The 18261-nt window shown below is 38.2% G+C and carries 15 protein-coding genes; 13 read left to right on the top strand and 2 right to left on the bottom strand.

Annotated elements, in window-relative coordinates:
• The first annotated feature begins 471 nt into the window (after positions 1–471).
• The 4 genes from RWN13_RS03360 (at position 472) to RWN13_RS03345 (ending at position 6753) form a co-directional block, all read left to right on the top strand.
• Positions 472–942, top strand: coding sequence for an Rrf2 family transcriptional regulator (locus tag RWN13_RS03360; RefSeq protein WP_314060483.1), 471 nt, complete (start codon positions 472–474; stop codon positions 940–942).
• Between the two features lie 20 nt (positions 943–962).
• On the top strand, positions 963–3683 hold the full coding sequence (locus RWN13_RS03355) for a YhgE/Pip domain-containing protein (protein ID WP_314060481.1): 2721 nt from the start codon (positions 963–965) through the stop codon (positions 3681–3683).
• Positions 3684–3773: 90 nt separating this feature from the next.
• A complete protein-coding gene (locus RWN13_RS03350; RefSeq protein WP_314060480.1) occupies positions 3774–4622 on the top strand; it encodes a PRD domain-containing protein in 849 nt (282 codons plus the stop codon).
• A gap of 187 nt (positions 4623–4809) precedes the next feature.
• Entirely contained in the window at positions 4810–6753 is a 1944-nt protein-coding gene (locus tag RWN13_RS03345; RefSeq protein ID WP_314060478.1) for a beta-glucoside-specific PTS transporter subunit IIABC, read from the top strand.
• 42 nt (positions 6754–6795) lie between these two features.
• Here the strand turns inward: RWN13_RS03345 and RWN13_RS03340 are convergent, their stop codons facing one another.
• Positions 6796–7827 (bottom strand): lactonase family protein, encoded by a 1032-nt coding sequence (locus RWN13_RS03340; protein ID WP_314060476.1) that lies wholly within the window; start codon positions 7825–7827, stop codon positions 6796–6798.
• Positions 7828–8154: 327 nt separating this feature from the next.
• Here RWN13_RS03340 and RWN13_RS03335 point away from each other — a divergent pair, with 327 nt between their 5' ends.
• The 3 genes from RWN13_RS03335 to RWN13_RS03325 all read left to right on the top strand — a co-directional run bounded on the left by RWN13_RS03335 (position 8155) and on the right by RWN13_RS03325 (position 10400).
• On the top strand, positions 8155–8511 hold the full coding sequence (locus RWN13_RS03335; protein WP_314060473.1) for a PTS glucitol/sorbitol transporter subunit IIA: 357 nt from the start codon (positions 8155–8157) through the stop codon (positions 8509–8511).
• 16 nt (positions 8512–8527) lie between these two features.
• Positions 8528–9700 (top strand): AI-2E family transporter, encoded by a 1173-nt coding sequence (locus tag RWN13_RS03330; RefSeq protein ID WP_314060471.1) that lies wholly within the window; start codon positions 8528–8530, stop codon positions 9698–9700.
• Between the two features lie 229 nt (positions 9701–9929).
• Positions 9930–10400 carry a hypothetical protein gene (locus tag RWN13_RS03325; RefSeq protein WP_314060468.1) on the top strand — a complete coding sequence of 157 codons (471 nt, stop codon included), beginning with the start codon at positions 9930–9932 and terminating at the stop codon, positions 10398–10400.
• A gap of 434 nt (positions 10401–10834) precedes the next feature.
• Here RWN13_RS03325 and RWN13_RS03320 read toward each other — a convergent pair whose 3' ends face one another.
• A complete protein-coding gene (locus RWN13_RS03320; RefSeq protein ID WP_314060466.1) occupies positions 10835–11725 on the bottom strand; it encodes an ArsR family transcriptional regulator in 891 nt (296 codons plus the stop codon).
• Between the two features lie 200 nt (positions 11726–11925).
• Between RWN13_RS03320 and RWN13_RS03315 the strand changes: the two genes are divergently transcribed.
• From RWN13_RS03315 to RWN13_RS03290, 6 genes are all read left to right on the top strand, one after another.
• Positions 11926–13422: an alpha-N-arabinofuranosidase gene (locus RWN13_RS03315; protein WP_314060464.1), complete on the top strand. Its 1497-nt coding sequence runs from the start codon at positions 11926–11928 to the stop codon at positions 13420–13422.
• A gap of 12 nt (positions 13423–13434) precedes the next feature.
• On the top strand, positions 13435–14736 hold the full coding sequence (locus RWN13_RS03310; RefSeq protein WP_314060461.1) for an extracellular solute-binding protein: 1302 nt from the start codon (positions 13435–13437) through the stop codon (positions 14734–14736).
• A 170-nt stretch (positions 14737–14906) separates the two neighbouring features.
• Positions 14907–15797 (top strand): sugar ABC transporter permease, encoded by an 891-nt coding sequence (locus RWN13_RS03305; RefSeq protein WP_314060460.1) that lies wholly within the window; start codon positions 14907–14909, stop codon positions 15795–15797.
• Positions 15797–16642, top strand: a complete 846-nt coding sequence (locus tag RWN13_RS03300) for a carbohydrate ABC transporter permease (RefSeq protein ID WP_314060458.1) — start codon at positions 15797–15799, stop codon at positions 16640–16642. Before RWN13_RS03305 ends, RWN13_RS03300 begins: the two co-directional genes overlap by 1 nt.
• A gap of 12 nt (positions 16643–16654) precedes the next feature.
• Positions 16655–17326 carry a hypothetical protein gene (locus tag RWN13_RS03295; RefSeq protein WP_314060456.1) on the top strand — a complete coding sequence of 224 codons (672 nt, stop codon included), beginning with the start codon at positions 16655–16657 and terminating at the stop codon, positions 17324–17326.
• Complete coding sequence (locus tag RWN13_RS03290; RefSeq protein ID WP_399553631.1) at positions 17319–18260, top strand: family 43 glycosylhydrolase; 942 nt, start codon at positions 17319–17321, stop codon at positions 18258–18260. Before RWN13_RS03295 ends, RWN13_RS03290 begins: the two co-directional genes overlap by 8 nt.
• Position 18261 lies beyond the last annotated feature (1 nt).

Below are 18261 nucleotides of genomic sequence, written 5' to 3'. Positions count from 1 at the left end.
AGTTGATTTTTTAGAACAACAACAAAATCGGATGAAAAAGCGAATGATTGAAGTGATTGTAATGAGTGACTCAAAATAGGATAACGAAATTAAAAATGAAAAACAGGGATGAGAGAAGAAATCATCCATGGGTCTGATTGTCATAAAAAAAGAAGGAATATGATAGTAAGTAGTTATAAAATGAGTGAGAAATTCAGCCATCAGTTGTGGCGTTGAGTTTTTTAATAACTAAAAAGTCAGCTTGTCCCTAAATAATTGCCCTTAGTCTAAAATAAATTGGTTACAATCAACTATTTGCCTAATTTGGATAGTTGATTGTGGCTTTTTTTTTGTGTATGAAAGAAAATTAAAAAATTGCAGAAAATATTCAAAATGCTTGCATTAGAGATAAAAAAAATCTATAATGGATTTTATAAGTAGAGGAATCGGAGATATGTTATTTATTTAGTTATATTAAAGGAGTTGAATCATATGAAATTGACTAACGCAACGGAACAAGCATTGGCGATTATGGCTATGCTGTCCATTCAACAAAAAAATGTACCCGTCTCATCAGAAAGTATTTATACAAAATTATCGGTCTCTCAGTCCTATATTAAAAAGTTGTTACGAAAGCTGGTTGTGTCTAAATTAATCGGCGGTGTATCAGGGAATAATGGCGGCTTTTATTTGGAAAAAGAAACGTCAGAGATCTCACTTTTAGAAATTGTGGAAGCCATTGAAGGCCCCTTAGAAACCTTTCCAGATATAGGGGTCTTACAACGGGCGTTCTCAGAATTCGACGAGTATGCTCAAAATGGTCACAATATTGTCTCCTCATTTTTCTCAGAAGCAGATCGCCTCTGGGAGGAGCGGTTACGCCAAGTTTCCGTCAGAGAAGTACTGGAAAAAGTATTTGAAAAAGAAGTGGAAATTCCAACACGAGATTGGAATCAGATTTAAGTGAAGGAAGATGGTAGGAAATGAAAAAGAGTCTCAAACAGACAGGTGAATTATTTAAATTAGATTGGCAGCGAATATTTCATAATAAGCTAACGTTGCTATTAATTATTGCCCTCATGATTATTCCATCATTATATGCGTGGTTTAACATAGCGGCACTTTGGGACCCCTATTCGAATACGAAAGACATTTCAATTGCCGTCTATTCAGAAGATAAAACCGTCACTGTATTGGATAAAAAAGTCAACATTGGCGATCAGATAGTAACAAACCTCAAAAAAAATAAAACAGTTGGTTGGCGTTTTGTTGGTTCTAAAGCAGAATTAGATAAAGGGGTAAAAAGTGGGAAGTTTTATGGGGGGATTTATCTGCCTGAAAATTTCTCGGAAAATTTAGTGAGCTTTATCGATGGTGATATTCAAAAACCAGAAATCAAGTACAGTGTTAACCAAAAAATCAATGCGATTGCGCCTAAAATTACCGACAAAGGGGCCAATACCATTAAAGATACGATCAGTAAAGAGTTTGTTGGAACCGTTAGTGAAACTTTGTTGAAAACTTTCAATGAATTAGGTTATGACCTAGATTCCAATATGGCGAGTATTAATAAAATTACTAGTAAGGTGATTTTACTGGATGATAATTTAGATAAAATTGATGGTTATACAAAAGAAGTGGTCGAGCTAAATAAAAAAATGCCAGAGTACAAAGAAAAGCTGGAAAAAGCCAATGAATTTATCGCGTATATTCCTGAAGTAAATAAGATGGGCGATAAATTAATTGAAGTGAATAAAATGATGCCTCAAATTAAAGAATCAGGCAAAATGATTTTAACCTTACAAGAAAAAATTCCTGAGATTGAAAATGCTGGTCGTCAAATCAAAATGATTGATGAGGACTTTGATGATTTAGTTGAGATTATGAATGATGCTATTGGTGAAGCAAAAAAAGGGGTTGAAATCGTTGAGAAAGCTCAGACAGTCTTGCCTGATGTCGAAAAATTAGCAGAAACTGCTAATCAAATGATTCCAGAAGTCTCAGCCAGTATTGGTGAAGTCCAAAATGCTTTGCCGCAAATAGCTGATGGTGTGGGGACTGGCTTTCAAATTATTTCCGCCATCGCTCGTGATGTCCAAATCAGTTCCCAAAAAATAGCGGAATTGTTGAGGGACAATGAACTAACACCGGAACGTAAAGTAGAAATTAAAGCAGCTCTGAGCAGTTTGAATTCAAGTTTAAGCGCATTGGATCAAATGATCAGCTCGACTGTTGGAATGTTACAACAAATTCAGGAATTAACTGGTAGTACGGATTTGCAACCTATTATTGATACCTTAGTTGGGGCCCAAGGTCGAATTCCACAATTACAAAGTGATATTAATTACGTGATCGCTAATATTGACGGATGGTCTTCAGCTGAATTGCAACAACACCTAACAACTATTAGTCAGGAAGCTAGAACTTTGGCCGACGCGTTGAGTACCATTACACCAGAAGCGATTAAAGCCAAAGTGGCACCACTTTTAGCTCAATTACAAGAACTTCTTGGTTCTGCTAAAAATATTACAGGGAAAGTGGTTGATGAACAGTTAATTAGTCAATTAGACGCACTTTTAACTAATACGACCCAAACTGTTACACAGGCTATTGCGTTTTTAGAGAAATATCAAGCTGAATTGCCAGCTGTCAAACAAGAGATTCATTCTGCTAATGAAATTCTTAATGGCAATATGACCACGATTGTCAGTGGTATTAATAAAGCAGCTGATTTGTATCAAAATGATTTACCCGAATTGGCAACAAAACTCACTAAAGCCGCAACCTTTGTTGAAAATGATTTACCTAAAATTGAAGCTGATTTGACGAAAACCATGAAGATGGTTAATCAAAAAATGCCACAAGTGGAGGAAGCACTTAGCATGGCAACAACGATGATTCAAGATGACTGGCCTAATATTCGCAGTGGTGTTCACAAGGCAGCCGGATTGATTCGTAAAGGTCAAAAAGATGTGGATTTAAAAGAAATCGTTAAATTATTAAAATCAGATGCTAATGCTGAGAGTGATTTCATTTCAAATCCGGTAACAATTAATCAAAAAGATGTCTACCCAGTTCCTAATAACGGCTCGGCTAGTGCACCGTTCTATACCGCCCTTTGTCTTTGGGTAGGGGCTGTTCTATTTTCAAGTATTGCCTCAACGGAGTTTCAACTATCCGATGAACAGAAAAAGAAATACTCAAAACGTCAACAGTTTTTAGCGAGAATGGCGACTTACTTAGTCGTTGGTTTTTTCCAAGCGTTAATCGTAAGTGTGGGAAATCACTGGCTACTGGGCACTTATGCAGTCAGTCCATTTTATACCATTTTGTTTGCTTTACTAGTAGGTTTTACCTTTATGATGATGGTCTATGTTCTAGTGGCGATCTTTGGTAATTTAGGGAAAGGAGCAGCGATTATTATTCTGGTTCTGTCCATTTCAGGTGGAGGGGGGAATTACCCCATTCAGATGTCCGGAAAATTCTTCCAATTTATCAATCCGCTACTACCCTTTACTCATGCAGTCAATCTTTTAAGAGAACCGGTTGGAGGGATTTACTGGCCAAATGCTTGGAAGGCAATCATTATTTTAGTCCTAATTACAGTGGGATTTTTTGTGCTAGGAGTGTGGGTCTATCCAAAACTTCGCCCATTCTTTAAAAAATTAAATGAGAATCTTCATGAAGGTAAAATATTACACTAGATTATTGGCAACGACTTAAGTTAAAATAGCTTGAGTCGTTGTTTTTTGTAGTGTACTATTTAGATAAATAAAATAAGTAAGGAGGCCATCATGAATTATTTAAAAAAGTTCAACAACAATGTTGCGATGGTCAAAGATAATGAGGATAAAGAATGGATTGTCATTGGTAAAGGGATCAGTTTTGGGAAGCAACCAGGTGATAAAATTGTGACCAGTGAAATCGAACGGCGGTTTCTTGCTGAACCTTCTCAAGATTTTTCTTATATCGTCCAAACTATTTTTAGCATGGATGCTGAATTAATTGAAGCGGTTAACGAAATGATTCAAGATGCAGAGATGGTTATTGGGGTTAAATTAAAAGACAAAAATTATATCACTTTACTGGATCATATTAATTTTGCTTTAAAACGAACGAGTGAAGGCATTGAATATTCAGCTCCCTTAAAGTGGGAGACGAAGCGCCTGTATCCCAAAGAATACCAAGCGGCGATTCAATCGATTGGCTATTTGAATCAACGATTGGGAGTGACTTTACCGAAAAGTGAAGAGACGTTTATTACCATGCACTATGTTAATGCCCAGGATGGCAAGGAGAAGTTGGAGCAGTCAGACCGGATTAATATGATTGTACGGATGATTATGACCTTTGTCAGTGATGAGTACGACCTTGAACTAGATGAGGAATCAACCAATTATATCCGCTTTGTGACTCATTTAAGATATTTTATCATTCGGCAAATCAATAATGAAAGTTTGAAAGATAGCTCTTTAGATAGAGACTTGATGAAAATAATTAAAGCTAAATATCAACGAGCTTACGAAGTGGCCCTTGGAGTGGGTGAGAAAGTTAGACGTGAGGAGGGCTGGGAAATCACAAGCAATGAAGTTCTTTATTTGACGATTCATATATGGCGTGTGACAAATAATGAAGAAGAATAAAAGAAAAGGTTTACATTGTCGTTTGTTTTTGATAGAATGAACTTGTCAGAAATAGGACTGTTACCATAAGAGGGCATAACCTAAACTGACATAAGTACAGAGAGAGTCTCTCTATATTTATGTCGGTTTAGGTTTTTTTGTTTTTTTATGAGACATGTCTTAAAAAGAGTTTAGGGAGGATACGGGTATGGAATACGAAGGATTGGCCAAGGAAATTATTGAAGGGGTGGGAGGCGAGGAGAATATCAAAAGTGTCTTTCATTGTGTGACTCGTTTACGCTTTAAACTGAGAGATGAAAGCAAGGCACAGACTGACAAATTAAAGAGTATTGATGGGATTGTCACGGTGATGCAAAGTGGTGGACAATATCAAGTTGTTATTGGCAATCATGTCCCCGAAGTTTTTGCGGCAGTGGTTAAAGTTGGCAATATTAAGACAGAGTCTATGGATATTTCAGATGCAGACGAATCAAGTGGTAATTTATTTGATCGCTTTATTGACATGATTTCTGGAATTTTTACACCTACTTTAGGTGTCTTGGCTTCAGCTGGTATGATTAAAGGGTTTGTTGCATTATTTGAAACACTCAGTTGGATTGAAAAATCATCTGGCACTTATATTATTTTGCAATCAGCTGGAGATGCTATGTTTCATGCATTGCCGATATTTTTAGGGTATACAGCTGCGAAAAAATTTAAATCTAATCCCTTTATTGCCATGGTGGTTGGGGCGGCAATGATTTATCCGATGATTACCGCTCAAGCACCATTAGCAGTCGCGAATAATGAGGCATTTCCTGTATTGTATACCCTTTTTGGTGGAACTATTTTTGAAGCGCCCATTCGTATCACTTTTATGGGAATTCCTATTATTATGATGAGTTATGCTTCGTCGGTGATTCCAATTATATTATCCACCTTTGTTTCAGCGAAAGTTGAACGCTTTTTTACAAAAGTGATTCCGAGCATCGTCAGAACATTTTTGGTCCCTTTTTGTACGATGGTTGTTATTATCCCGTTAACTTTTTTGGTAATAGGACCTATTGCCACTTGGGCAGGTGACTTGATTGGTGCGGCAACTGGTGCCTTGTACGGCTTAAGTCCAGTTTTAACTGGTATTGCGTTAGGGGCATTCTGGCAAGTATTTGTTATTTTTGGTTTACATTGGGGAATTGTTCCGATTGCCTTAATTAGTTTTGCAATGGGGAAACCCGATACGATTTTAGTATTATCATTCGCTTGTTCATTTGCTCAAACAGGTGCTGTGGCAGCCGTATTATTAAAAACAAAAAATCCAAAGTTAAAATCTTTGTCAATTCCAGCAATTATTTCGGGGATCTTTGGTGTAACTGAACCCGCAATCTATGGTATTACATTACCCTTGAAGAAACCATTTTTTGCAAGTTGTGTAGCAGGCGCTGTTGGCGGTGGTATCTTAGGATTCTTTGGCTCAAAAGCGTATACTTCTGGGGGGCTTGGTGTCTTTGGGTTTCCAAGTAAGATTAATCCAGAAGGAATTGATATGGGATTCTGGGGAACCGTTATTGCGACATCTGTAGCGCTTGTACTTGGTTTCATCTTTACCTATGTGATTGGATTTAAAGAAGAACCAGTGGTAGTTATGGCAACCCCAATTGATGATCAGGTTGTTCCAAAGAAGACTCAATCGATTAAAACAGACATCACTATTTTGAGCCCCCTAAAAGGCCAGGTTACAAGTTTGGCCGAAATCAAAGATGAAGTGTTTTCCTCTGGCGCTATGGGGCGAGGGATTGCCATTATGCCATCGAACGGTGAGCTGCGAGCACCTGTTGATGGACGTGTCATGACGGTTTTTCCAACAGGTCATGCTGTTGGTTTAATCTCTGAAGATGGCGTGGAAGTCCTCCTTCATATTGGCATGGATACGGTAGAATTGAAAGGGGAAGGCTTCGACGTTTTTGTGGAAAGTGGTGAACTTGTAAAAGCCGGGGATTTACTAGTGCGTTTTGATATCAATAAAATTACAAGTGCAGGTTATAGTGTCATCACACCAGTCGTCGTAACGAATACCAAAGATTTTACGCAATTAACCTTTACTAATAAACCACAGATTGAAAGTGGTGCTCCTTTGATAGAGCTCAAACGATAAAAAAACAGGCATCTCACATATATGTGAGGCGCCTGTTTTGGCTTATTTAACGAAATATGTACAAACACATTCAGGTGCATAAACATCTTTTTGAATCAATGTTAATTGGCCTGTTTCAGAATCACGGCTGAATAGAGTTAAGTTATCAGATTCTTGATGGGCAACAACGACAAATTCGTCTGTGCTGTTCAAAGCGAAGTCACGTGGAATGTGGCCTTCTGAAGAAATTAATTGGACTAATTCTAAGGCTTTGCCTCCGTCGATTGTTTTGAAAACAGCAATCGAGTCATGACCGCGGTTTGATGCGTAGACGAATTTGCCATCTTGGGAGATGCGAATCGCTGCGCCACCGTTAAAGTCAGTGAAATCAGCAGGAATTGTTGAAATAGTTTGCAAGGTTTCGAATTTACCTGTTGTAGCATCGTAGCTTAATGTGACGACTGTGTTAGCCAATTCACCAAAGAGGTAAGCAATTTCTCCATTTGGATGGAAGACTAAGTGGCGAGGACCAGTTCCTGGTGTCGCCTGATAAACTGCGACTTCTGTCAGTTTGCCATCAGCAGCGATGTCGTAAGTATAAACACCATCTGTACCTAAATCACAGGCAACGAGGCGTTTATCAGGTGTTAAATCCGTGTAATGAGCATGTGGTCCTTTTTGATTGTCATGAGGGCCACTGCCTTCGTGTTGGATTTTATCCACTAATTGAATTGTGCCATCTTCTTGGACTCTATAAGCTAAGACTTGGCCTTTATGGTAATTAGCACCGAAGACTAAGCGTTTGTCGTTATCGATTCCTACGTAACAAGGAGGCGCACCTTCTTCAGTTACGGCATTTAATAAGCTGTAACCACCATTTGGTTCAGGCTTATAAGCCGCCATTCCGCCATTGCCGTCAACGATTGTCATTGAATATAAGTGATTATCACTGGCAATCCCAACATAAGTAGGATTTGTTTCAGTAATAACAGGTTTAAAGTTTACAAGTTCCTTCTTTTCAGTATCAAGAGAAATTTCATAAATTCCTTTACTTTCTCTTTTAGTGTAAGTGCCTAACAAGATTTTTTCTAACATAAACGCCATCCTCTCAATCATTATAACCAAAGTATAGCATAAAGATTTTTCGATTAACACGCTAAAGCAATTTGCCTGAGGGATTATCTCGTTTTTTATTTAATAACTTGTTTTTTATTTTAATTTGTCATCAAAGGATGTTGGATAATTCCCCCCAAACTAATCGCTATTATTTTAAGAAAAGCAAAGAATCCCGAAACTTCGACTCTTGAACCACCTCACATTAATCTGTTTGTGGTACAATTAAAGAGGAGTGAAGTGGGACTTTTGCTACAGATTAGAAAAAAGTGACCCTTCCCATAGAAAAAATAGATTAGGAGCAGACAGATGACACAAGGAATTGTTAGACATATCGGTTCGCAAGCAATCGATGCTAAGGACAAGATGTTAATTTTATTTGGCGATGACGCCACCGAGGAATTAAAAAAAGTATCGATTATTCAAGAACTTAAAACAGCCGGTCAACCGATTGAATTAAAAGAAGGTGGAAAGATTTCTTTTGGTAAGCAGGATTATACGATTACTCATGTTGGTCACCTTGCGATTAATCACTTAAATACGATTGGTCATGTGACTGTCGTCTTCAAGGATGCTCCCGCAGAAGATAGTTTAGTTAATGCTATTTACGTGACACCTTTTGAGATGCCCGTCATTACTGAAGGGTCCCTTATTACCTATCACTAATTATTAGGAGGTCGCTATGGAAAAAAAAGAAAGTGAGCGCAGTAAGGTTTCCTGGTTTTGGAAATGGTTTTTAAATAATCAGGTTGTCACTGGGCTTCTCGTCATCTTATTGTGTCTCTTGATTATTTTACTCTTTACAAAAGTGTCCTATTTATTTACACCTGTTTGGCAATTTTTTGGGATTGTCGGTTTTCCGATTGTCTTTGCGGGAATTCTTTATTATTTCCTGAATCCTTTGGTGAATATTTTGGAAAATAGAGGAATTAAGCGTGTCTGGGCGATTACGATAATTTTTATTGGGATTATCGCGTTAATGGCTTGGGGGATTATTATCCTCGTGCCGAAAATCCAAGAACAGACCTTAAGCTTCCTAAATAACTGGCCGAGTTACTGGAAAACGATAGAAGGCAAAACAACGGAATGGCTTGGCCATCCGATGTTTGATCAATATGTGGACCAACTGGAAAAAATTAGTGAAAGTTTGTTCGATAGTGTTGGTAACATTGTTAAAAATCTGTCCAAGACGACATTCGAAGGAATTGGCAGTTTTATTGGGACTGTTGCTAATGTGTTTATTACGGTCATTACAACCCCTTTTATTTTGTTTTATTTGTTAAAAGATGGCAAGGATATGATGTCATATTTTATTAATTTCCTACCAACTAAAGCACGTAAACCAACGACCAAGGTCTTAATTGACATTAATAATCAAGTCTCTCAGTACATACGCGGCCAATTAACGGTAGCTTTTGCTGTGGCGGTTATGTTTGTGATAGGCTTTAGTCTAATTGGTTTGGATTACAGCATTACCTTGGGAATTTTAGCTGGCTTCTTGAATTTGATTCCCTATCTGGGATCGTTCTTGGCGACCATTCCTGCGCTGATTTTAGGGCTGGTAATCGGACCTTCGATGCTTATTAAGGTCGTTATCGTCTTTATTATTGAGCAAGTTATTGAAGGACGTTTTGTGTCGCCTTTAGTATTAGGTAGCCAATTAAAGATTCACCCGATTACGATTATCTTTGTCTTGTTGACGGCGGGTAAATTATTTGGCGTCGTTGGGGTGATTGTCGGAATTCCAGGGTATGCGGCGATTAAAGTGGTAGTTACCCATTTCTTTGAATGGTATCGCGACAAATCAAGTTTATATGAAGAGGAAACAACAGTGATTGAAGTACCAGATGAATAGCCAAAAGACAACGCGCCTTCGGGTATGGCGTTGTTTTTTTTTTGCACAACTAATCAAAAATGTAATAAATTCAAAATTTGACTACCATTTCTTCTTAATTTTGAGGTATGATAATATGTGGAACTTTTATTTTAATAACTCTTGTTAGAGTTCGTTTGATTAACGGTTGGTTATTAACAATATCAAAATAAACTAAACCAAGTTCTGGGTTAAAGGAGGGATAGAAAAAGTGAGTATTTTTGTGGTGTTTTTAGAAGTTCTTCTTTGGTTTGCCCTCTATCCGGCGATTTGGTGGTTTGTCTTAAATTATGTATTAGAAGAATACCCAGGTTTAAATTTCTTGAAATTATTAAGTGTGCCACTACTAATTGCCTTATTCATTTTACTGTTTATGATTTTGCGAGACAGCACTCGTTTTATCATTGTGTTCCTGATTGAGGGGCCAAACGAAGCAGAGTGGTTGGCGGAACAAGGACCGAAGATTGGCCAATTATTATTTTGGAGTTGGTTATTGTTGCCTCTAACGGTTAGATTAATTTCTTTAACAAACAGTCGTGATTATAAGGTGTTAAAAAGGCATGTCCAAAAAGTAAGTAAAAAGGTCAGCGTAAAATTCCAACCTGAACCGAGCCAGTCTCAATCTAAAAAACGAAAAAGCAAAAGGTCTCATCGCTCTTCAACTAGTAAAAAAAGAGACTAACTAAAGTCTTTACTATTTATAACTAATTCGAACTCGACTTAAAAAAGTTGAGTTTTTTTGTCGCTTTTTGAGAGTTAGAAAGGTATTAAGAGTATAAGCAAACTAAAGGGGCAGCAAGCCTCTTTTGTCAACTGATGACATCCAGAACTCCAATCTGTTTCAAGACTTAGGTTTGCCAGCGTTGTCTGCTGTAATAATAGTATTTTTTGTTGGTGCGACGTTTCATTTGGGCCACTTAGCATCAAAGAGGAAGGTGGGGGAGAAGATATCCTGGTAGGCATCGACACTATTCGACCGGGAATAAGAAGGCTAGTTCGGCAATTTGATTAGTCGTCGCTCGAGTCGTGGTTCATGTCTAGGCAGGGCCGCTCGGGGGGGGGAAGTAGTAAAAAATCTAAGAAAAAAGCAATTTCAAATTATCTGAAATTGCTTTTTTAACTATAATAAACATTAAAATCGATGTCTTGGTCGTGGTTACCAAAGCCTTTGCCAAAGAGTGTGCAGCCCCCTACATTTTTAGCGTCATTCTTGACTTCAATTTTAAAAGTCCATGTTTCTGAAGCAAAATCAATGTCGGTTGTTCTGATAGCCGATAGTGGGTCACCATCCATATAACAACCGTGGTTGGTTATTCTGATGGTTTTCAGTAGGCCGTACTGGTTATTTTTATCGGGATACCAGTCTGGAGTAAACTTTCCTCGAGTGTCAGCAAAGTCACCAGGGCTTGTCCAGGTCCCAAGCTCACAACCATTTAGTGAAAACGAAATGTCAGAGGGCCAAACATCATTGGCAAAAGGGAATTCAGAACAGAGTTCTAAAGAGATGTCGATCATCTCTAAGGTATCACTGGTTGATAAAAAGTTAGGTGTGCGATATTCGACAAAACCTTTGGTGAACCAAAGGATGCGGGCATCCATGCGACGGGGGTCCATAAAGTATTTGGGCTCATCGACTTTACCAATAAATTCATCGGCAGAAGCTAGTCCGCAAGTTGGTTCTACCAGATAATCCGTATAGTGGCCCACTGGGATTGAGGAGTGATAGGTGTCGAAGGCTTTGAAAATCTTTTTTGGAAAACTGATTTCAATATTATCTACCTTTAGGCTAGATATTTTATTTTGTTTTACTTTTTCAGTTTTGATAATCCCAGCTTCTTCCAGTTTTTTGATGTGCATGGTAATAATTGGGCTACTTAAGTCAAGTTCTTCGGCAATTTCTTTAATATTCATTTTGCTGGTGGCGAGAAGCCTGATAATGGCCAATCTAACATCACTAGCTAGGGCTTCATAAACTTTTAAAGAATCATTTGTTATATCTAGCTGCATAAGGCATTCTCCTGTCGTTTGATATTAATTGTATATTAACATTTATATTCATATATGTAAATAGCGTCTTTTTTTTGCGAAAGATATTAATAAATGTGTTAATTAACGTTTTTATAAATGTAGATAATTAATATATTTGCTATTGACAGCGATTGCATTAGATATTATAATTCGTATTATCATTACTGAGGAGGTATTGCATGAAATCAAAAGTAACGGTATCGAAAGATTTTATCGTGTCGAAAGTTGATCCGAGAGTTTATGGGTCATTTGTGGAGCATATGGGAAGGTGTGTTTATGAAGGGATATACGAACCAGGTCATTCATCTAGCACTAACGGCTTTAGAGAAGATGTCAAAGCATTAGTAAGTGAGTTGAATGTTCCATTAATTAGATACCCAGGCGGTAATTTTCTTTCTGGTTACAACTGGGAAGATGGAATCGGCGAAGTGTCTAACCGGCCTAAACGATTGGATTTAGCCTGGCGGACTGTTGAAACCAATGAAATCGGTATTCATGAGTTTATGGGATGGGCAAAAACAGTGGGTGCAGAAGTTAATATGGCCGTTAATTTAGGTACAAGAGGAGTTGATGCTGCCAGAAATTTAGTGGAATATTGTAATTTTGAGGGAGATTCCCAGTGGAGTAATCTAAGGAGGACCAATGGACAAGAGGAACCTTTCAGGATTAAAACGTGGTGTTTGGGAAATGAGATGGATGGTCCTTGGCAAATCGGTCATAAAACCGCCGAAGAATATGGTCGTTTAGCAGAAGAAACGGCCAAAGCTATGAAACTGGTGGATGACTCGATTGAGTTAGTCGTCTGTGGCAGCTCCAACAGCAAGATGCCGACCTTTGCCTCTTGGGAAGCAGAAGTGCTGGAACATACTTATGATCATGTAGATTATTTATCCTTGCATCAGTATTATGGCAACCATGAGGACGATATCGAAAATTACTTGGCTCAATCAATTGACATGGATCAGTATATTAAAAGTGTGACAGCGATTTGTGATTATGTCAAAGCGAAGAAGAGAAGTGAGAAGCAACTGAATCTGTCTTTTGATGAGTGGAATATTTGGTATCATTCAAATGAAAAAGACGAAAGTAATGAACCTTGGCAAGTGGCGCCTCATATTCTTGAAGATGTTTACAATTTTGAAGACGCTTTAGTATTGGGGTGTATGTTAATCACTCTTGTAAAAAATGCGGATCGAGTAAAAATAGCTTGTCTGGCTCAATTAGTCAATGTGATTGCGCCAATTATGACGGAAAAAGACGGGCCTGCTTGGAAACAAACTATTTTCCATCCCTTTATGCAACTATCGAAATACGGCAGAGGAAATGTTTTATTACCACAAATTGACTGCCCTACCTATTCCACAAGCCAATTTTCATCAGTGCCTTATTTAGAGTCAGTTATTATTCACAATGAAGAGGCCTCTGAATTAGTCATTTTTGGGGTAAATCGATCTCTCAATGAGAGTTTAACCTTGTCAGTGGATGCTCGAGATTTTGAGATTGGGGAAGTCATTGAGTTTAGTCAAATGGCAGGATTTGATTGTAAGGAGGTAAATACGAAAGACAAACAAGATGTCAAACCAAGTACTAGCAACGATTATCAAATAACTAAAAATGTAGTAGAAGCCGTTTTAGCGCCACTTTCTTGGAATGTTATTAGATGTAAAGTCAAATAATGGAGGATGGACATGACTAAAAAAATTAAAGTTATTGTAAGCGTATTAGTCTTATTGTTATTGGTAGGCGGGTGTGGCAAGAAAAAGGAAAGTGCCAAAACCAGCGATGGTAAAACGAAACTGGAGATGTGGACCTTTGTAGAGCAACACGCCAAATTTTTTAATGATGCGGCAGCTTCTTGGAATAAGGAAAATCCAGATGAACAGATTGAACTGAAAACAAATGTCTTAGCGTATGATCAAATGCATCAAAAATTACAAGTAGCTTTAACCTCAGGTTCAGGTGCTCCGGATATTTCAGATATTGAAATCGGTAAGTTTTCATCGATGACAAAGGGGAATAAAGTGCCACTTGAATCCTTTAATGAGGAAATAGCGGATATTAAAGATGTGCTTGTTAAATCAAGATTAGATAATTTTACTGTTGATGGCAATGTCTTGGGACTGGATTATCATGTTGGCTCATCAGTAGTCTTTTACAACATGGATATTATGAACCAGGCAGGGGTTAACCCCGATGATATTAAAACATGGGCTGAATTTGAAGAAGCCGGTAAAATTGTCAAAGAGAAGACTGGTAAGCCGATTACCGATTTGAATACAACCAATGCGACACAGTATTATTTAATGGTCACCCAACAACACTCTGACATTATTAAAGATGGCAAATCTGATTTAACTAATGAAGCCAGTGTTCGCGCTATGGATTATTTACAAGGTCTTATTTATGACAGTAAAGTGGCTGGAAAGTCGGCTGGTGGGTTTAATGATACTGAAGAGTTTTTCCCGACCTTTAATGATGGTCAGTCTGCTGCTGTTGTGTATCCTATTTGGTATATGAGTAGGATGGTGGATTACATGCCGGATTTAAGTGGCAAGATTAAAATTACGCCACTGCCAATCTTTAATGAAGGGGATGATCGTTCGGCTGGAATTGGCGGAACTGCCACAGTTGTAACGAATCAAGCTAGCAATAAAGACTTGGCCAAGAAGTTTATTGTCTATGCCAAAGCCAGCAAAGAAGGAGCCATTAATATTTGGAATGATTTAGGTTTTGATCCAATTAGAACTGATGTCTGGGAATCAGACGAGTTGCGTGCTGAAAATAAATTTACCAATTATTTTGGAACGAATATCTTCGATGTACTATCTGAGGTCAGTGATGAAATCGGCACTATTAGCTGGACGGATCCACTTTATGCGACTGTCTCAGATAAAATTGGGACAGATGTGTTCCCTAATACATTAGAGGAACACAAAGAAACACCAAAAGAGGCCTTAGCCAAAGTGGATAAAGCCGTAAATGCCAAGTAGCGGTAAGGGAAAAGAGGCCTAAACATGAGAGGATGAAAGGTAAAGCAGTCCTAAGTAACGTAGGCGTATTTAGTTGCTCTGCTTTCAGAGGCACAGCTTGCCTTTCTCTTTTTGAAGAAGCCCAAGTATTGGCCATCAATGAATCAGTTCGTAAGTGAGAGGAGAGTACGATGAGCAAAAAAGTCATGAATAAACAAAAAATTGCGCCTTATCTATTCGTTGCCCCATTTATACTAATCTTTATCTTTTTTTCAATGTATCCTTTATTCGATGCCTTTAAAATGAGTTTTCAGGAAGTGAATGGGTTTGATGATGTGACGATGATTGGCCTGGATAATTACAAGCGCTTAATCAAAGATCCAGTCTTTTACAAGGCCTTGTGGAATGTCCTGCGTTACACATTTTGGACGTGTTTGATTTTAATCCCGTTTCCAATGTTAGTCGCAATTGTCATGAATCATAAGGGAACGCCCTTTAAATCATTCTTTAGATCGCTTTATTTTATGCCGGTCTTAACATCATCGGTAATTATCGGGATTGTCTTTAAGTTTGCATTTAGTAAACAACCAACTGGAGTCTTTAATACTTTTTTAGGTCATTTTGGAGTGGAACCAATAAATTGGTTAAATGGATCAGGCACAGGGATGTTTGCTCTGATTATTATTTGTGTGTGGCGTTGGTTAGGGGTTAATATGATTTATTTTCTCTCTGGGTTACAGGGAATTCCTATAGAATTATATGAATCAGCAGATGTTGATGGCGCTAGTACCTTTCAAAAGTTTAAGAATATTACGGTTCCTCTATTAAAGCCAATCACGGTTTATGTTCTCACGATTTCAATCTTAGCTGGTTTCTCATTATTTAATGAATCCTATGTCTATTGGGGGACAGCATCTCCGAATAATATTGGTACGACCTTAGTGACGATGATTTATAAATTTGCCTTTGAGCAAGGGGATTACGGTTATGCTTGTGCCTTAGGTGTTGTGATGTTTTTAATAGTGGTGACGTTTAACACGGTTCAAATCAAATTAACTGGACTTTTTAAGGAGGATAACTAATGAAGAGACAACGTCGTTTCAGTGGGATTGGACTAGTTACGCTGCTCTTTTTACTGGTTGTAGGCCTACTTGTGTTTATTCCTTTTATGTTTTTAATTATTTCGTCTCTCCAAGATGCCTCGATGATTTTTTCTAAGGGATTAACCTTGAAAATTGACTTTGGTGTGGCTGATTTGGATAACTATAAATTATTATTCACTCATAATGATGGTATCTACTGGGTCTGGTTTAAAAATAGTGTGGTGATTACTTTTATCCAAACGGTAGTGGTGTTGGTCTTGTGTTCAATGGTTGGCTACGGTTTGGCTCTGTATGATTTTAAGGGGCGTCAGTTTATCTTTGCCATGGTATTGGTCATGATGATGGTGCCAGGTGATATTTTATTGATTCCGTTGTATAAATTGATTACTAACCTAGGGTTGATGGATACGTATCTAGGTGTTATTTTACCGGGGATTGTGCCACCGGCAACGATCTTCTTTTTCCGGCAATATGCCATTGGTCTGTCAAAGGAGTATGCTGATGCTGCTCGAATTGACGGCTGTGGTGAGTTTCGAATTTTTTGGAATATATATGCACCAATGATGAAGCCGGCTTTTGGTGCTATGGCGATTTTGACTTCCATGAATGTTTGGAATAACTATTTATGGCCGATGATTGTTCTACGATCGGACGAAAATCTGATGCTTCCAGCAGGGCTAATGACGTATATGACGCCTTATGGTAATAATTATGACATTGTTTTTGCTGGCTCTGTTATGTCAATTATTCCGATTATCATTGTCTTTATGTTGAATCAAAAACAATTTATTGCTGGCTTGACAGTCGGTGGTGTTAAGGGATAAGGAGGTTGTAAGATGAAAATGAATGTGATGAATCACTTTTTAAATACGGTCTGGTTATTGTTTGTATTAAACGTTTGTTTAATTGTGACCAATCCGTTGATTGTCACTGCTTTTTTCATTACAGGGAGTCTCAAGTTAGTCTGTTTAGGCATCGGGGGATTATTAGTTGCTCCGTCCTTAAACGCCAGCTTGTTTATGCTGAATAATCCTGTAGAGGAAAAGATATTGGGTACTTTTTTTAGCCGTTATGGGCGGGACTTTAAAGAAGCCTTTATTTTAGGGGTGCCTAATAGTGTCTGTCTAATTGTCTTGATGGTGGACTTGTTTGGGCTAACCCTAGTTCCAAAATTTCAAAGCATGAGTCCTTTTTTCTTGATATTACTAGTATTGGGCGTATTGTTCTATTTTTATCAAATGTTATTTTTTGCTAATTTTGATGTGACGGTTAAGGCCTCCTTCAAATTTGCTCTTCATCTTTTCTTAAATAAAATGGCGATTAATGGTGGTGTGATTGTGGTGCAATTCATGGCTGTGTTTATCGCCCAGCGCTATATGAATTATTTTGTTTTAATTGGTTTTTCAGGAACCTTGTTCCTGATGAACTTGATGGTTAAAGGCGTGATTACTAATATGAAACAAACAGTTAATTTGCATGAAGGAGGGATGACCTTTGAGCATTTCTAATCAAAGATATAACAACCCAATAGTGGTCGAACGAGCGGACCCATGGGTTTATAAACACACGGATGGTTATTATTATTTTACAGGCTCGGTGCCAGGGTATCAGGAAATTGAAGTGCGGCGCAGTAAAACTCTCAATGGCTTGGAGGATGGCGAACGTCAAAGCGTTTGGCGGGCTCACGACAGTGGTCCCATGAGTGCGTTAATCTGGGCGCCGGAAATTCATTTTATTCAAGGGAAATGGTATATCTATTTTGCTGCTGCAGCTACTGCTGAAACAAAAAATAATATGTTTCAGCATCGAATGTTTGCGATTGAATGTCAGGGGAATCCCCTGACAGGTCCTTGGATAGAGAAGGGGCAAATTAAAACCCATCAAGAAAGTTTTAGCTTAGATGCTACAGTTTTTGAGCATAGGGAGACCTTATACTATGTTTGGGCTCAGAAAGAACCAGCAATTCCTGGAAATTCTAATTTGTATTTATCTGAAATGAGTAATCCATGGACTTTACGAGGAACACCAACATTATTGAGCATTCCTGAGTTTCCTTGGGAAAAAGTAGGGTTTCAGGTGAACGAAGGAGCTGCGGTTTTAAAGAGGCAGGGCAAAATTTTTATTACCTACTCAGGGAGTGCCACCGACGAAAACTATAAGATGGGACTTTTGTGGGCAGAGGAAGAGGCCAATTTACTAGACGGCTATGCCTGGCATAAGAGTCCGGAACCGGTTTTCGAGACGTCTGAAAGAAACGCTCAGTTTGGACCAGGTCATAATTCATTTACTCTATCGGAGGATGATCAGGAGGATGTGTTGATTTACCATGCCCGACCTGAGAAAAATAAAGTAGGAGATCCTTTGGATAATCCGAATCGTCATGCTCGTGCTCAAATTTTTGATTGGCGGGATGGCATGCCATTTTTTGGTGAACCACTTTAAT

Origin of the sequence: uncultured Vagococcus sp. (genome assembly GCF_963518325.1) — a bacterium.
In the GTDB taxonomy this organism is placed as follows: domain Bacteria; phylum Bacillota; class Bacilli; order Lactobacillales; family Vagococcaceae; genus Vagococcus_D.
The sequence above is the reverse complement of the archived record's forward strand: the minus strand, read 5'-3'. Positions and strand labels throughout refer to the sequence as shown.

Coding starts and splice junctions, on each gene's coding strand:
- RWN13_RS03360 (WP_314060483.1), top strand. CDS start 472: ATGAAATTGACTAACGCAACGGAACAAGCATTGGCGATTATGGCTATG.
- RWN13_RS03355 (WP_314060481.1), top strand. CDS start 963: ATGAAAAAGAGTCTCAAACAGACAGGTGAATTATTTAAATTAGATTGG.
- RWN13_RS03350 (WP_314060480.1), top strand. CDS start 3,774: ATGAATTATTTAAAAAAGTTCAACAACAATGTTGCGATGGTCAAAGAT.
- RWN13_RS03345 (WP_314060478.1), top strand. CDS start 4,810: ATGGAATACGAAGGATTGGCCAAGGAAATTATTGAAGGGGTGGGAGGC.
- RWN13_RS03340 (WP_314060476.1), bottom strand. CDS start 7,827: ATGTTAGAAAAAATCTTGTTAGGCACTTACACTAAAAGAGAAAGTAAA.
- RWN13_RS03335 (WP_314060473.1), top strand. CDS start 8,155: ATGACACAAGGAATTGTTAGACATATCGGTTCGCAAGCAATCGATGCT.
- RWN13_RS03330 (WP_314060471.1), top strand. CDS start 8,528: ATGGAAAAAAAAGAAAGTGAGCGCAGTAAGGTTTCCTGGTTTTGGAAA.
- RWN13_RS03320 (WP_314060466.1), bottom strand. CDS start 11,725: ATGCAGCTAGATATAACAAATGATTCTTTAAAAGTTTATGAAGCCCTA.
- RWN13_RS03315 (WP_314060464.1), top strand. CDS start 11,926: ATGAAATCAAAAGTAACGGTATCGAAAGATTTTATCGTGTCGAAAGTT.
- RWN13_RS03310 (WP_314060461.1), top strand. CDS start 13,435: ATGACTAAAAAAATTAAAGTTATTGTAAGCGTATTAGTCTTATTGTTA.
- RWN13_RS03305 (WP_314060460.1), top strand. CDS start 14,907: ATGAGCAAAAAAGTCATGAATAAACAAAAAATTGCGCCTTATCTATTC.
- RWN13_RS03300 (WP_314060458.1), top strand. CDS start 15,797: ATGAAGAGACAACGTCGTTTCAGTGGGATTGGACTAGTTACGCTGCTC.
- RWN13_RS03295 (WP_314060456.1), top strand. CDS start 16,655: ATGAAAATGAATGTGATGAATCACTTTTTAAATACGGTCTGGTTATTG.